The 12,049-nt window shown below is 73.6% G+C and carries 9 protein-coding genes; 5 read left to right on the top strand and 4 right to left on the bottom strand.

The window, feature by feature from the left end; genetic code table 11:
- Window positions 1-26 precede the first annotated feature (26 nt).
- Window positions 27-404 (bottom strand): DUF6479 family protein, encoded by a 378-nt coding sequence (locus ACZ5NH_RS03865; RefSeq protein WP_388625404.1) that lies wholly within the window; start codon window positions 402-404, stop codon window positions 27-29.
- Between the two features lie 114 nt (window positions 405-518).
- On the opposite strand from ACZ5NH_RS03865, the gene ctaD reads away from it, so the two are divergent.
- Together ctaD and ctaF are read left to right on the top strand one after the other, a co-directional pair.
- Entirely contained in the window at window positions 519-2,183 is a 1,665-nt protein-coding gene (ctaD, locus tag ACZ5NH_RS03860; RefSeq protein ID WP_388625958.1) for an aa3-type cytochrome oxidase subunit I, read from the top strand.
- Entirely contained in the window at window positions 2,180-2,563 is a 384-nt protein-coding gene (gene ctaF / locus ACZ5NH_RS03855) for an aa3-type cytochrome oxidase subunit IV (RefSeq protein ID WP_468772839.1), read from the top strand. The genes ctaD and ctaF overlap by 4 nt, the downstream gene beginning before the upstream one ends.
- Here ctaF and qcrB read toward each other — a convergent pair.
- The 3 genes from qcrB to ACZ5NH_RS03840 all read right to left on the bottom strand — a co-directional run bounded on the left by qcrB (window position 2,499) and on the right by ACZ5NH_RS03840 (window position 7,166).
- Complete coding sequence (gene qcrB / locus ACZ5NH_RS03850) at window positions 2,499-3,992, bottom strand: cytochrome bc1 complex cytochrome b subunit (protein ID WP_468772838.1); 1,494 nt, start codon at window positions 3,990-3,992, stop codon at window positions 2,499-2,501. The two genes, ctaF and qcrB, sit on opposite strands and share 65 nt — an antisense overlap.
- On the bottom strand, window positions 3,989-4,264 hold the full coding sequence (locus tag ACZ5NH_RS03845; RefSeq protein WP_399174229.1) for a hypothetical protein: 276 nt from the start codon (window positions 4,262-4,264) through the stop codon (window positions 3,989-3,991). The genes qcrB and ACZ5NH_RS03845 overlap by 4 nt, the downstream gene beginning before the upstream one ends.
- Before the next feature lie 442 nt (window positions 4,265-4,706).
- Entirely contained in the window at window positions 4,707-7,166 is a 2,460-nt protein-coding gene (locus ACZ5NH_RS03840; RefSeq protein ID WP_468772837.1) for a SpoIIE family protein phosphatase, read from the bottom strand.
- 194 nt (window positions 7,167-7,360) lie between these two features.
- Here ACZ5NH_RS03840 and lanKC point away from each other — a divergent pair, with 194 nt between their 5' ends.
- From lanKC to ACZ5NH_RS03825, 3 genes are all read left to right on the top strand, one after another.
- A complete protein-coding gene (gene lanKC / locus ACZ5NH_RS03835) occupies window positions 7,361-9,964 on the top strand; it encodes a class III lanthionine synthetase LanKC (protein ID WP_468772836.1) in 2,604 nt (867 codons plus the stop codon).
- 37 nt (window positions 9,965-10,001) lie between these two features.
- On the top strand, window positions 10,002-10,115 hold the full coding sequence (locus tag ACZ5NH_RS03830) for a SapB/AmfS family lanthipeptide (RefSeq protein ID WP_055704589.1): 114 nt from the start codon (window positions 10,002-10,004) through the stop codon (window positions 10,113-10,115).
- A 116-nt stretch (window positions 10,116-10,231) separates the two neighbouring features.
- Window positions 10,232-11,980 (top strand): ABC transporter ATP-binding protein, encoded by a 1,749-nt coding sequence (locus ACZ5NH_RS03825; protein ID WP_468772835.1) that lies wholly within the window; start codon window positions 10,232-10,234, stop codon window positions 11,978-11,980.
- Window positions 11,981-12,049: the final 69 nt, after the last annotated feature.

Below are 12,049 nucleotides of genomic sequence, written 5' to 3'. Positions count from 1 at the left end.
ACCGCGCCCGCAAACGCCGTGCCGGCTCAGGTCCGGCCGCCGCCTCCGCCGCCGAAGGATCCGCTGGAACCGGGCGACCAGCGCGGGCGGCGCTGGTCGTCGGCGCGCCGGGAGCGGACATTGCCGATCTGGTAGGGGGTGAGCCGCTCGCTGTCGTCCGCGGCCCGGGGCACCTCGTCGGGTTCGCGCATCTCATGGGCCTCGTGGACGGGTCCGGACGGCGGCATGCGGGGCTGCTCCTCGGGCCGCGGCGGGGCCGGTTCGCGTCGGCGCACCTGGAATCCGAGCCGGAAGGCCCAGAGCAGTCCGGCGACACAGACGACCCCGGCGAGCAGGATGAGGACGTACCCGAACACCCGGGCGCCGGTGGCGGCTGTCGCGGCTGTGTACATGGCGGAGTTCATGGCGCTCGGGTACCCGGCCGAGCGGCGGATACGACCCCGGCCGCGAGGGCGTGGCGCACGGGAGGCCGCAGGTCACGGGGAGTAGCGTCACCCGCGATGACGGAACTACCGGAAATGTCGGACACTCCCGAGGTCGTGGCGCGCTACACGGCACCCGCGCCGCGTCCCGGCCGGGCCCTGCTGCGCTGGGTCTCCACCGCCGACCACAAAGTGATCGGCCGGCTCTACATGGTCACGGCGTTCTGCTTCTTCCTGCTCGCGGGGCTGCTCGCCCTCGGGATGCGCGCTGAACTGGCCCGGCCGGGTCTGCAGTTCCTGAGCGAGCACGGCTACAACCAGTTCTTCACCGTCCATGGCACGATCATGATGCTGCTGTTCGCGACCCCGATGTTCGCCGGGTTCGCCAACGCCGTGATGCCGCTGCAGATCGGCGCGCCCGACCTGGCCTTCCCGCGACTGAACGCGCTGTCGTACTGGATGTACCTGTTCGGCGGCCTGATGGTGGTCTCCGGCTTCCTGGTGCCCGGCGGGGCGGCGGCGTTCGGCTGGTTCGCCTACGCGCCGCTGAACAGCGCCTACTTCTCCCCCGGTGCGGGCGGCGACCTGTGGGCCATGGGGCTGGTGGTCGCGGGTGTGTCGACGACACTCACCGCGGTGAACTTCATCGCCACGATCCTGTGCCTGCGCGCGCCGGGCCTGACGATGTTCCGGATGCCGATCTTCACCTGGAACGTGCTGTTCACCTCGATCCTGATCCTGCCCGCGTTCCCGGTGCTCACGGCGGCGCTGCTGGTGCTGGAGGCGGACCGCAAGTTCGGGGCGCACGTCTTCGACGCGGCGAATGGGGGTGCGCTGTTGTGGCAGCACCTGTTCTGGTTCTTCGGGCATCCCGAGGTCTACATCGTGGCACTGCCGTTCTTCGGGATCGTCTCGGAGATCATTCCGGTGTTCTCACGCAAGCCGCTGTTCGGCTATCTGCCGATGATCGGAGCCACGATCGCGATCACCATGCTGTCGGCGGTGGTGTGGGCGCACCACATGTTCGCCACCGGAGCGGTGCTGCTGCCGTTCTTCTCCATCATGTCGTTCCTGATCGCGGTGCCCACGGGCATCAAGTTCTTCGCGTGGATCGGCACGATGTGGCACGGCTCGGTGTCGTTCGAGACGCCGATGCTGTGGTCGTTGGGCTTTCTGGTGTCGTTCCTGCTGGGCGGGCTGAGCGGGGTGCTGATCGCCTCGCCGCCGCTGGACTTCCATCTGACCGACACCTACTTCATCGTGGCGCACCTGCACTATGTGCTGTTCGGCACGGTGGTGTTCGCGATGTTCGCCGGCTTCTACTTCTGGTGGCCGAAGTTCACCGGCAAGATGCTGGACGAGCGGCTCGGGAAGGTGCACTTCTGGCTGCTGTTCCCGGCGTTCCAGCTGACCTTCCTGGTGCAGCACTGGCTCGGCGAGGCCGGCATGCCCCGCCGGTACGCGGACTATCTGCCCGAGGACGGCTTCACCCTGCTCAACTCCCTGTCGTCGGCGGGCGCGTTCCTGCTGGGCGTCTCCACCCTGCCGTTCCTCTACAACGTGTGGCGCACCGCCACCAAGGGCGAGAAGGTCACCCTGGACGACCCGTGGGGCTGGGGACGCGGCCTGGAGTGGGCGACCTCCTGTCCGCCGCCGCGGCACAACTTCGTGGCGCTGCCCCGGATCCGCTCCGAGTCCCCCGCCTTCGACCTGCACCACCCGGAGATCGAGAGCCCGGCCGGAGAGGAGCTGGCGCGATGAAGGCGGAGGCGATGCTGTTCGGCGGGGTCGCGGCGTTCTTCGGCGGATCCGCGGCGCTGTACGGGGTGTGGTCGCAGGACGAGACGGGCACCGCGGTGCTCGTCGTGGCGTGCGGGATGGCCGCGCTGGTCGCGTTCTTCTGCCTGATCCAGTACCGGCGCCGGGGCACCCGGGCCCAGGACCGTACCGAGGCGGAGGTGGCGGACGCGGCCGGGCCGGTGGCGTTCTTCCCCGACGAGAGCCTGTGGCCGATCGTGACCGCGCTGGGTTTCACGCTGACGGCGACCGGCGTGGTCTTCGGTCTGTGGCTGTTCCTCATCGGTCTGGGCGTTCTGGCGCGGGGGGTGTTCGGGATGGTGTACCAGTACGGGCACCGGTGAGGGGTCTGTGCGGGGCGCCGGGCCGGAACGTCTCCACGGGCTCGTGAGCGGTCTCGTAGCCGCCGGTGACGCTCTGCCGGATCTCGCCCGTGGGCACGCCCTCGGCCAGCCGCTCGTTCTCGGCCGCCGTCAGGGCCCGGCACAGCCACCGGGTGACCAGGAAGGCGAGGATGGGCGCCACGACGAAGGCGACGCGCAGCACCCAGGTGATGGCGTTGACGGAGACGTGGAAGGTCTGGGCGATGACGTCGTTGCCGCCGGCCAGCAGCAGCACGCCATACCAGACCGTGCCCGCGACGCCGAGGCCGGTGCGCACCGGTCGCTCGCGGGGCCGGTCGCACAGGTGCCGCTCGGCCCACCACTCCCCCGTCAGCCGCTGCTCCACGAACGGATAGGCGTACAGGGCGGTGAACAGCAGGCCGGGCAGGACGACCGCGGGAAGCAGGACGTTCCACATGAGGGTGTGCCCCGCGACATTCGTCTCCCAGGGCGGGACCAGCCGCAGCGCGCCCTCCAGAAAACCGACGTACCAGTCCGGCTGGGAAGCGGTGGAGACCTGGTCGGGGCGGTAGGGGCCGTAGTTCCAGACCGGGTTGACCTGGGCGATGCCCCCCATCAGCACCAGTACGCCGGCGACGATGACGGCCAGGCCGCCGGAGGAGCCGGTGAACTGCGGGAAGAACGGCTTGCCGACGGCGTTGCGCCGGCTGTGGCCGGGTCCGCGCCACTGGGTGTGCTTGAGATATACCACCAGCATCAGGTGCACGGCGACCAGCGCGAGGAGGGCACCCGGAAGCAGCAGGATGTGCACCGGATACAGGCGGGTGATGATGTCGTGGGCCGGGTACTGGCCGCCGAAGACGAAGAACGCCACGTAGGTGCCGACGACCGGGAGGGACAGCATGATGCCCTGCGCGATGCGCAGTCCGGTGCCGGAGAGCAGGTCGTCGGGGAGGGAGTAACCGGCGAAGCCCTCGGCCAGCGAGACCGCGAACAGGGTCACGCCGATCACCCAGTTCAGCTCGCGCGGCCGGCGGAAGGCGCCGGTGAAGAAGATCCGCAGCAGGTGCGCGCCGATCGCGGCGACGAAGACCAGCGCGGCCCAGTGGTGGGTCTGCCGCATCAGCAGTCCGCCGCGTACGTCGAAGCTGATGTACAGGGTGGAGTCGAAGGCGGCCGACATGCGGACTCCCTGCAGCGGCACATACGGGCCGCTGTAGACGACCTCGCGCATCTCCGGCTGGAAGAACAGGGTGAGCCAGACCCCGGTCACGATCAGCACCAGCAGGCTGTACAGGGCGAGTTCGCCGAGCAGGAAGGACCAGTGGTCGGGGAACGCCTTGCGCAGCAGCTGCCCGCCGTCGATGACGGGCAGTCGGGCGTCGGCTGCGTCGACGAGCCGCTCGGCGCGGCGGCCGGCACGGTTCATGCGTCCTCGGGCTCCGCCGCCGCGCGGGCCACCTCGGCCTCCACCTCGGGGCGAGGCCGGCCCGTCTCCTTGGCGAACTCGCTCAGCGCGGTCTGCACGTCCCGGTCCAGGTCCCGCCAGGCCCGCAGCGCGGTCTCGTACGTGCCCGACTGGGCGCCGGTCATCCGCCGCTCGGCCGGCGGGCCGTAGGCGTCCCGCAGTTCGTCGACCGTGGCGTGGGCCGCGTCGGCCGCGCGCTGCTTCTGCACGAGTTCGTCGAAGGTGTGAGCCACACCAATCGACCCTAGGCACCCCTTTCCCGATGCGCCTCCCCAAGCCTCACGAACCTGCCGAAACGCACCCGTGTGGCGGTCAGCGACGAGGGGCACCACCGGGGCTGTCGGTTCAGCCGACGGGGCGGGGCGCCCGGGCGGGGCCTGGAGGACGGCGGACGCGGGGCCTACGGTTAGCCGACGCGACGGAGCGCAGGGAACGGCAAGGACGGCGGCCGACGCGACGGAGCGCAGGGAACGGCAAGGACGGCGGCCGACGCGACGGAGCGCAGGGAACGGCAAGGACGGCGGCCGACGCGACGGAGCGCAGGGGACGGCAGGGACGGTCGGCGGTCAGCCGCGGGTAAGGATGGCGGACGGTCGCGGTCAGCCACGAGACAGCAGTCAGCCCACGGCAACAGGCAGCCGGCGACCGCGGCCAAGCAAACCCCCGCCGTGACGGTCAGTCCCTGGGGACCAGGTCCGCCCACACCTGTTTGCCGCCGCTGACCGGGACCGTGCCCCAGGCCGCCGACACCGCCTCCACCAGGAGGATGCCCCGGCCGCCGGTGGCCTCCCAGCCGATGCTGGTGGGCTTGACGGGGCTGCGCGGGGAGGCGTCGGCGACGGCGAGCCGCAGCCGGTGGTTGATCAGGCTCATGTCGAGGCGGACCTGCCCGTCGGTGTGCACCAGGGCGTTGGTGACGAGTTCGGAGACCACCAGCAGGGCCGTGTCCAGCGTGTCCTGCGAGACGCCCCAGGTGCGCAGGGTGCGCCGGGTGAAGCGGCGGGCGTGCCGGACCGCCTCCGGCACCCGCCACACCGTCCAGCTCTCCCGCAGCGGGCGCACCGCCAGGCCGTCGTAGCGCATCAGCAGCAGGGCGACGTCGTCGCCGCGGTGGGCGCCGCCGAGCAGCGCGTCGGCGACCAGCCCGAGGTGCTCGGGGTCGGCGGCGGCAAGCTGGGCGGCGAGCCGGTCCATGCCGTCGTCGATGTCGGTGCCCGGCGCCTCCACCAGGCCGTCGGTGGTCAGCGCGATCACCGTGCCGGGCAGCAGCCGCAGCGGGGTCATCGGGAAGTCGGCCTGCGCCAGCACGCCCAGCGGCGGCCCGCCCTCGGCCCGCATGATCTCGGCGGTGCCGTCCGGGTGCCGCAGCACGGGCTGGAGATGCCCGGCGCGTACGCACCAGGCGGTGCCCTGTTCCATGTCGACGTCGACGTAGGCGCAGGTGGCGAACAGATCGGTCTCCATGTCCAGGAGGAGGCGGTTGGCGTGTGCGACGACCACGTCGGGCGTGTGTCCCTCGGCCGCGTAGGCGCGCAGCGCGGTGCGCATCTGGCCCATCAGTGTGGCGGCGCCCGCGTTGTGGCCCTGGACGTCACCGATGACGAGGGCCACGTGGTTGTCCGCCAGCGGGATCACGTCGTACCAGTCTCCGCCGACCTCCAGTCCGGCGGTGGTGGGCAGATACCGGGCGACGGCGACCGCGCCGGGCAACCGGGGCAGCCGGCGCGGCAGCAGGGTGCGCTGGAGCATGCCGACGAGTTCGTGCTCGGCGTCGAAGGCGTGGGCGCGCAGCAGGGCCTGGCCGGCCAGGCCCGCGCAGGCGGTGAGCAGGGCCCGTTCGTCGGGGCTGAAGTGGTGCGGGCGGTCCCAGCCGATCAGGCAGGCGCCGGCCATGCGGCCGCCGGCGGGCAGCGGCAGCACCGCGAGGCCCCCGGGGCCGACCTCGGCGAGCGCGGTCTCCAGTGGACTGCCGGCGGGCCAGATCCGGGAGCGGCCCTCGCGCAGCGCGGCGGCCAGGGTGGGCATGGCGCGCACCGGCGCGTCGGGCCACTCGGTGCGCCATTCGGTGCGCCACACCTCGGGCCAGGACTCGGGCTCGGGCGGGTCGAGGACGGTGACGACGAGCCGGTCGTTCTCCAGTTCGGCGAGCGCGAGCCGGTCGGCCTTCAGCGGCGCGCGCAGCGCGGCGACGACGGCGTTGCCGACGTCCTTGACGGTGGTGGCGGTGGCGAGGGAGGCGGCCAGCCGCTGGACCCGGGCCACGTCGGTGACGTCGGAGCGCAGGGTGGAGGCGTCGGCGACGGTGCCGACGAGCCGGGCGGAGCGGCCCTCGCCGGCGGGCAGCTGCCGGCCGCGCAGCCGCAGCCACTTGGGCGGGCCGGAGGGCTGCAGGATGCGGAACTCCAGCTCACGGTCGCCGATGGACATGTGGTCGGCCTCGACGACGGACATCAGCGCGGGCAGGTCCTCGGGGACGGTGAGCGCCAGCAGGGTCTCGACGCGGCCGTCGAAGGCGTCCCGGGCGAGCCCGAACAGCCGCAGGATCTCGTCGCCGACCTCGATCCGGCCGCTGTCCATGGCGAGGCTGAAGGCGTCCGGCGGCAGCTCGCCGCCCTCCTCGGCGGGCGCGGACGGGCTGGGCGGGGCGATCGCGCGGGCGACCAGTTCCAGGCAGGCGCGGTCGTCGGTGCCGAAGCCGCCGACGTGTTCGCTGACGGCCAGCAGACAGCCGCCGCCCGCCGGGCCGAGCGGCAGTACGGCCACGGAGAAGTCAGCGGACGGGGTGCGCCGTGCCTCGGGGCAGCCGGCGAGTTGCTCGGGACCGAGCCAGAGCGGGTGTCCGGCGCGGTGGGCCTCGGCGACCGGGGAGCCGCCGGCGGCCGCATAGCCGTCGCGGACCCCGTACAGGGTGCGCGGCAGGCCCGCCGACTCGACGAGGAGCAGCTGGGCAGGGTCGTCGCCGGGCGTGTAGACCCCGGCGAAGGCCGCCCCGGCGAACACCAGCGCCTGTTCGAGGACCCTCCGGAGCCGGTCGGGCGTGGCGGGTGCCGCGGTGAGCGTGTCCAGGGCGGCTTCGGCACGCTCCGTTCTCGTTCTGCTGATCGCAGCGCCCTCGCTCCTCACCACGTTCGCCATTACAGCGCGTGTGGGGCTTCCGCGCAGCCCCTGTGAAGGCTCGGGTGTCATGACGGGCCCGTTCGCTCGAAAGCCGCCGAACACATCTTGACCCATGAGTTCCGCATGGGGACCTCGTGACAGACGTGACTTTCCGCGACCACCCGACTCCTGCGAGTGTCGGTTCCGGTCACACGACGAGGGGCGGGAGGCGCATGGACAAGCGGTACGAGGTGTACGCCCTCGCCGACGGGCATTTCTACGACACGCCCGATCGGCTCCCAGGAGCGGCCGGTGAGCCGGCGCCGCTGTTCGCGACGGCGCGTCGCACCGTCCCGGAGGGCTGGCACGCGGCGCGCTCCGGCGACTGGCTGACGCTGACCCCGCTCGGCGCGGACCGCGCGCCGCTGCCGTCTCCGGCGCAGGGCTGGAAGATCCACTCCTCGGCGACGGCCGCGAACGCTGAACGGATCGCGGCCCTTGTGTGGGACTACTGCGTGCCGCGCCGCATCCCGTTCAAGTTCGTGCCGGGCCCGCACCTGCTGCACCTGCGCAACGCCAAGTACGCGGGCCGCGACACCAGCGGCAAGTTCGTCACGGTCTACCCGGCGGACGAGGAGCAGCTGCACCGGACGCTGCGGGAGCTGGGCGCGCTGCTGGAGGGTTTCGAGGGGCCGTACGTCCTCACCGACCTGCGCTGGTACGACGGTCCGCTCTACGTCCGCTACGGCGCCTTCGCCCGCCGGTACGTCGTCGACGAGCGCGGCTCCCTGGTCCCGGCGGTGACCGACGGCACGGGCCGGCTGGTGCCGGACCGGCGGGCGCCGTCCTTCCAGGTGCCCGAGTGGGTGAGCCTGCCGGAGTTCCTGCGGCCGCATCTCGACGCCCGCAACACCACGACGGTCGGCGAACTGCCGTACCGCATCGAGAAGGCGCTGCACTTCTCCAACGGCGGCGGGGTGTACGCCGGCACCGACACGCGGGACGGGCGCCGGGTGGTGCTGAAGGAGGCCCGGCCGCACGCGGGCCTCGCCGCCGACGGCGCGGACGCGGTGACCCGGCTGGAGCGGGAGAGGGCGGCGCTGGAGCGGGTCGCCGGGACCGGTGTGGTGCCCGAGGTGCGGGACTGGTTCACGCTCGGCGAGCACCGGTTCCTGGTCATGGACCAGTTGGCGGGCCGCACGCTCAACTCCTTCTTCGCCGAGCGGCATCCGCTGCTCACGCCCGACCCCGACCCGGCCGCGGTCGCCGCGTACACGGCGTGGGCGCTGCGGATCAACGCGGCGGTGGAGCGGGCGGTGGCGGCCGTGCACGCGCGCGGGCTGGTCTTCAACGACCTGCATGTCTTCAACATCATGGTGGCCGACGACGAACAGTCGGTGTGTCTCATCGACTTCGAGGCCGCCGCCCCAGCCGAGGAGAACGCCCGGCAGACCGTCGCCCACCCCGGCTTCTTCGCCCCGCCGGACCGCCGCGGCACGGACGTCGACCGCTATGCGCTGGCGTGTCTGCGGCTCGCCCTGTTCCTGCCGGTGACCACGCTGTTCGTGGTGGACCGCGGCAAGGCGGCGCATCTCGCCGAGGTGATCGCCGAGCAGTTCCCGGACGTGCCGCGCACCTTCCTGGACGAGGCGGTCGCGGAGATCACCCGGAGCACGGCGCACAGTTCGTACCGGCCCCCGGTGGTGCCCGGCGACTGGCCCTACAGCCGGGACTCGATGGTGAAGGCGATCCTCGCCTCCGCCACCCCGGAACGCGACGACCGGCTCTTCCCCGGCGACATCGCCCAGTTCGCGGACGGCGGCGGCCTCGGCCTCGCACACGGCGCGGCCGGGGTGCTGTACGCCCTCCGGGCATCCGGGGCCGGCCGGTACGACGAGGGCGAGCGCTGGCTGCTGCACCACACCGCCCCGCCGCCGCCCGGCACCCCGCTCGGCCTGTACGACGGTCTCGCGGGCGTCGCCCTCGTCCTCGACGAACTCGGCCACCGGCAGCGGGCGTTGGACCTGCTGGACGGCATCCTGCGGGAGAACTGGCGCAGCCTCGCCTCCGACCTGCACGGCGGACTCGCCGGGCTCGGCCTGGTCCTCGGCCGGCTCGCGGACACGACGGGCGAGCCGGCCTTACGGCAACACGCCGCGGAGGCCGCCGAGATCCTTGTACGACGCCTCGCCGAACCGGTCCCGCACGGCCCGCGCCGGCGCGCCGGGCTGTTGCGCGGTGCGAGCGGGCCCGCGCTGTTCCTCCTCAGGCGGTACGAGGAGACCGGCGAGGAGGGCTACCTGGGCGCGGCGGGCGAGGCGCTCCGCCGCGACCTGGACTGCTGTGTGACCCAGGAGGCGGGCGGCGGTCTTGAGGTGGACGAGGGCTGGCGGACGCTGCCCTACCTCGGCGACGGCAGTGCGGGGATCGGCCTGGTCCTGGACGACTTCCTGGCCCACGCCGACAGCGCGGAGTTCGAGCGCGCCCGGTCCGGCATCCTCACCGCCGCCACCTCCCGCTTCTACGCCCAGCCCGGCCTCTTCCAGGGCCGTGCCGGAATGATCCTGCACCTGGCCCGCAGCACCGCGCCGGGCGCCGGCCGCGAGCGGCTGGAGCAGCAGGTCGCGGGGCTGGGCTGGTTCGCGATGGACTACCAGGGCCAACTGGCCTTCCCCGGGCACCAGATGATGCGCCTCTCCATGGACCTCGCCACCGGCACGGCGGGCTGCCTGCTCGCGCTCGCCGCGGCCCGCGACGACGCCGGCACCGCGCACCTGCCCTTCCTTCCGCCGCCACCGGCGGCCCGCACACGCGGCTCCGCACCGACGGAGCCGTGACACAACCCCGTCCCCGATTCAGGGAAAGGACAACGCCATGGCACTGCTCGACCTGCAGACCCTCGAGTCCGAGGAGCACACCCACACCGGCGCGAGCACCGCGAGCCTGCTCTCCTGTGTCTCCGCGGCGAGCGTTCTGCTCTGCCTCTGACCGGGCCGGTGAGCCCACGGCTCCGGACGGCGCCCTCCCCTGCGGGAGGGGCCGTCCGGAGCCTCTCCGTCCGAGAGCCCTCCCGTTGCCGTCCGATCCCAGCGAGGCCGCAGCCCATGAACTCCCGCACCCGCAGCGCCACTTCCGCGGCCGGCCGTGCCCTGTCACGCGCGGTGCTGCGGCAGGGCGGCGCGCGCTGTGCCGTGCTGTGCGCAGTGAGCACCACCGCCACCGCGGCGGGCCTGCTGCTGCCCGCCCTGCTCGGCCACACCCTGGACCTGCTGCTGGCCCGCGCCCCGGCGGCCCGCTGGCTCGGCTGCTGCGCCGGGGTCGTCCTGCTGCTCGCCCTGCTGGACGGCTGCGCGGGGGTGCTCACCGGCACCGCCGACGCGCACGCCACCGCATGGCTGCGCCGGCAGCTCACCGGGCATGTCCTGGCGCTCGGCCCGCGCGCGACGGCCCGGTTCGGTGCCGGGGATCTGGTGGCGCGGCTGGTCGGCAACGCCGCGCAGGCCGGAACCGCGCCGGGCGCGCTGGCCGCGCTGCTCGCAGCGCTCACCGGGCCCGTCGGGGGCGTGGTGGCGCTCGGCCTCATCGACCCGTGGCCGGCCGCCGTGTTCCTCGTCGGGGCACCGGTCCTGGCCCTGCTGCTGCGCGCCTTCGCGCGGGACACATCGGCGTGCGTGGCCGACTACCAGCGGGTGCAGGGCCGGATCGCCGGCGCGCTGGCGGAGGCGGTCGGCGGTTTCCGTACGATCCGGGCCGCGGGCGCCGAGGAGCGTGAGACGGCCCGGATCCTGGCACCCCTGCCGGAACTGTCGCGCGCCGGACACCGCATGTGGCAGGTGCAGGGGCGGGCCGCCGCCCGGGCCGTCACCGTGGCGCCGCTGCTGAACCTGGGCGTGCTGGCGGTGGCCGGGCTGCTGCTGGCCCGGCATCGCCTGTCGGTGGGCGAGCTGCTGGCCGCCTCCCGGTACGCCGTGCTCGCCACGGGCGTCGGCGCGCTGGTCGGTCAACTGGCCGCGCTCGCGCGGGCCCGCGCGGCGACCGGCCGGCTCGCCGAGGTGCGCGCCGAGCCCGCGCCCGGACACGGCACCCGCCGCCTGCCGCCGGGCAACGGGCGGCTGGAGCTGCGGGCGGTGACCGCACGCCGGGGCGGACGAACGGTCCTGGACGGCGTCGACCTGACCGTCCCGGGCGGCAGCACCCTGGCGGTCGTCGGCCGCTCCGGCGCCGGCAAGTCCCTGCTCGCCGAGGTGGCCGGCCGGCTCGCCGACCCCGACACGGGCGAGGTCCTGCTCGACGGCGTTCCGCTGGCCGCCCTCGCCCACGGCGAGCTGCGCCGCGCCGTCGCCTACGCCTTCGAGCGCCCCGCCCTGCTGGGCACGACCGTCGAGGACACGATCGCCTTCGGGCTCACGGCCGCCACCCCGGCCGCCGTCCGCTGCGCCGCCCGGCGCGCGCACGCCGACGACTTCGTACGGCGCCTCCCCGACGGCTACGCCACCCGCCTCGCCAACGCCCCGCACTCGGGCGGTGAGTCCCAACGCCTGGGCCTCGCCCGCGCCTTCGCCCACGGCGGCCGCCTGCTCATCCTGGACGACGCCCTGTCCAGCCTCGACACGGTCACCGAACACCGCATCACCCGGACCCTGCTGGCCCCCGACCCGGGCCGCACCCGTCTGCTGATCGCCCACCGCGCGTCGACGGCGGCCCGCGCGGACCGGGTCGCCTGGCTGGACGCCGGCCGGGTCAGGGCGATCGGGACACACCGGGAGCTGTGGCGGGAGGCCGAGTACCGGGCGGTGTTCGGGGACGGCGAGGGCGAGTTCCGGGACGAGACCGGCACGGAGGCACGGGGCTGATGAAAGCCGGGGCGGGCCGACGGACGTACCCGACGGTCGGCGACCCGGTGACTGCCGGGAACGGGAGGT

The sequence above is a fragment of the Streptomyces sp. NPDC031426 genome (assembly GCF_055581585.1).
The sequence above is the reverse complement of the archived record's forward strand: the minus strand, read 5'-3'. Positions and strand labels throughout refer to the sequence as shown.